The following is a 3,224-nucleotide window of genomic DNA, read 5'->3' as shown; positions in this document are numbered from 1 at the left end:
TTGGAGCGGGAGACGGGACTTGAACCCGCGACCCCGACCTTGGCAAGGTCGTGCTCTACCGACTGAGCTACTCCCGCATGGGAAAAATCCCCCGCACCGACCTACTCTCCCGGGACCCTGCGGTCCCAGTACCATCGGCGCTGGCGCGTTTCACTTCCGTGTTCGGAATGGGAACGGGTGGTTCCACGCCGCTATGGGCACGGGGGATACTGGTGTTTTGGTTTTCAAAATTCCCGCGCACCCTGAGGGGCGGGGGAGAAAGCTAGGGTGGACATCAGGGCGGAGAGGGTCAAGACCTCGGACGATTGGGACCGGTCGGCTCAACGCCTCACGGCGCTTACACCTCCGGCCCATCCACCGGGTAGTCTTCCCGGGTCCTTACCGGCTTTGCACCGTGGGAGGCCTCATCTTGGGGCGGGTTTCCCGCTTAGATGCTTTCAGCGGTTATCCCTTCCGCACATGGCTACCCAGCTTATGCCCCTGGAGGGACAGCTGGGAAACCAGAGGTGCGTCCCTTCCGGTCCTCTCGTACTAGGAAGAGCCCCCCTCAAGCCTCCTGCGCCCGTGGCGGATAGAGACCGAACTGTCTCACGACGTTCTGAACCCAGCTCGCGTGCCGCTTTAATGGGCGAACAGCCCAACCCTTGGGACCTTCTTCAGCCCCAGGATGCGACGAGCCGACATCGAGGTGCCAAACCTCCCCGCCGCTGTGGACGCTCGGGGGAGATCAGCCTGTTATCCCCGGGGTAACTTTTATCCGTTGATCGATGGCCCTTCCACACGGGACCACCGGTTCACTAGGCCCGGCTTTCGCCCCTGCTCGGCTTGCAGGCCTCACAGTCAGGCTCCCTTTTACCCTTGCGCTCTCCGGCGGATTTCCGTCCCGCCTGAGGGAACCTTTGGGCGCCTCCGTTACCTTTTAGGAGGCGACCGCCCCAGTCAAACTGCCCGCCAAGCGCTGTCCCCACCTCCGTGGGTTAGGCCCCCAGCCGCACCAGGGTGGTATTTCACCGGCGCCTCCACCGCCCCCGAAAGGGCGGCTTCACAGGCTCCCACCTATCCTACGCAGGCGCGACCAAGAGCCAACACCAGGCTGCAGTAAAGCTCCACGGGGTCTTTTCGTCCTGCCACGGGTAGGCCGCATCTTCACGGCCAGTTCAATTTCACCGGGTCCCTCGCCGAGACAGCGCTCCGGTCGTTACGCTTTTCGTGCAGGTCGGAACTTACCCGACAAGGAATTTCGCTACCTTAGGACCGTTATAGTTACGGCCGCCGTTCACCGGGGCTTCGGTTCAGGGCTTGCACCCCTCCCCTTGACCTTCCGGCACTGGGCAAGCGTCGCTCCCTATACCTCCTCTTACGAGTTCGCAGAGAGCTGTGTTTTTGGTAAACAGTCGCCAGAGCCTATTCACTGCGGCTCCCCTTGCGGGGAGCACCCCTTCTCCCGAAGTTACGGGGCTAACTTGCAGAGTTCCTTGGCGAGGGTTCTCCCGCGCGCCTTGGTGCTCTCGCACCCGCCCACCTGTGTCGGTTTGCGGTACGGGTTCCCGTGGGTTGTGCTTAGAGGCTTTTCTTGGCTCCCTGGCTTCAGGGGGTTGTCACCCTCACGGGCTTCCCCACCACGCAGAGCTAACGGGAGGCGGATTTGCCTACCTCCCACCCTGCGCTTCTGGCCGGGCTCGTCCATGGCTCCGGTCCCCCTAGCCTAGAGCGTCCCCCCATCGCACCCACGGGAAGGGCCGGAATATTAACCGGCTGTCCTTCGGCTACGCCTTTCGGCCTCACCTTAGGCCCCGCCTAACCCTACGCTGACGACCATTGCGTAGGAACCCTTGGGCTTACGGCGACAGGGATTCTCACCCTGTTTATCGTTACTCATGCCGGCATTCGCACTTCCCTTACCTCCAGCCGCCCTCACGGGTCGGCCTTCATCGGCATCGGGAACGCTCCCCTACCGCCTAGGGCTTTCACCCTAGGCCCGCAGCTTCGGCGCTGGGCTTAAGCCCCGATCATTTTCGGCGCAGCGCCACTCGACCAGTGAGCTATTACGCACTCTTTAAAGGATGGCTGCTTCTAAGCCAACCTCCTGGCTGTCTTCGCGACGCCACATCCTTTCCCACTTAGCCCAGACTTCGGGACCTTAGCTGGCGGTCTCGGTTGTTCCCGCGCTTGGACACGGACGTTATCGCTCGCGCCCTCACTCCCAGGCTCCACCTGGGACCCTTCGGAGTTTGACAGGGTTTGGTAGGCTGGTAGGCCCCCTAGCCCTATCAGTGCTCTACAGGCCCCAGTCAGCACCTGAGGCTGACCCTAAAGTCATTTCGGGGAGAACCAGCTATCTCCGGGTTCGGTTAGCTTTTCACTCCTAACCCCAGCTCATCCGAGGGGTTTGCATCCCCCACCGGTTCGGGCCTCCACTGGGTTTCACCCCAGCTTCACCCTGGCCAGGGCTAGCTCACCCGGTTTCGGGTCCACGGCCGCGGACTAAACGCCCTATTCGGACTCGGTTTCCCTACGCCTCCGCCTCACCGGCTTAAGCTCGCCCACGACCGTGAGTCGCCGGCTCATGCTTCAATAGGCACGCCGCAACCCCCAAAGGGGCCGCGACTGCTTGTAAGCCCACGGTTTCAGGCTCTATTTCACTCCCCTCCCGGGGTTCTTTTCACCTTTCCCTCACGGTACTGGTCCACTATCGGTCACCCGGAGTACTTAGCCTTAGGCGGTGGTCCGCCCAGATTCCCCCATGGCTCCACGAACCACAGGGTACTCGGGTACCCTCACCTATCCCCACACCTTTCGCCTACAGGGCTTTCACCTTCTTTGGCGCTGCTTCCCAACAGCTTCGGCTAGGCTAGGGATTCGGCATCCGAGGGCCCCACAACCCCGCCCGGACAAGCCAGACGGTTTAGGCTCTTCCCCTTTCGCTCGCCGCTACTCAGGGAGTCGCTTTCGCTTTCCTCTCCTCTGGGTACTGAGATGTTTCAGTTCCCCAGGTTCCCCCCGCGCTCCCGCGCGGTGACCCGTGTTCCCACGGGCCGGGTTCCCCCATTCGGACATCCAGGGATCCACGCCCGCTACCGGCTCCCCCTGGCTTATCGCAGGTAGCCGCGTCCTTCATCGGCTCGGGTGCCAAGGCATCCACCGTGGGCCCTTAGCATCTTGACCCTCAAGACCACGCCTCAACGTGGCCTCACATTCCATTCCTCCACCCTAGCTTTCAAGAT

1 tRNA gene and 2 rRNA genes are annotated in these 3,224 nt (G+C 62.3%); all 3 read right to left on the bottom strand.

The annotated features are described in order from the left end of the window. Window position 1 precedes the first annotated feature (1 nt). Window positions 2–77: transfer RNA gene (locus ABXG85_RS12835), tRNA-Gly, on the bottom strand. Window positions 78–88: 11 nt separating this feature from the next. After that, window positions 89–205: ribosomal RNA gene (gene rrf / locus ABXG85_RS12830) — 5S ribosomal RNA — on the bottom strand. Window positions 206–285: 80 nt separating this feature from the next. After that, window positions 286–3,165: ribosomal RNA gene (locus ABXG85_RS12825) — 23S ribosomal RNA — on the bottom strand. Between the last annotated feature and the right edge of the window lie 59 nt (window positions 3,166–3,224).

The organism is Thermus sp. LT1-2-5, assembly GCF_040363165.1.
Lineage (GTDB): Bacteria > Deinococcota > Deinococci > Deinococcales > Thermaceae > Thermus.
This window is presented reverse-complemented; position numbering and strand designations above follow the sequence as displayed.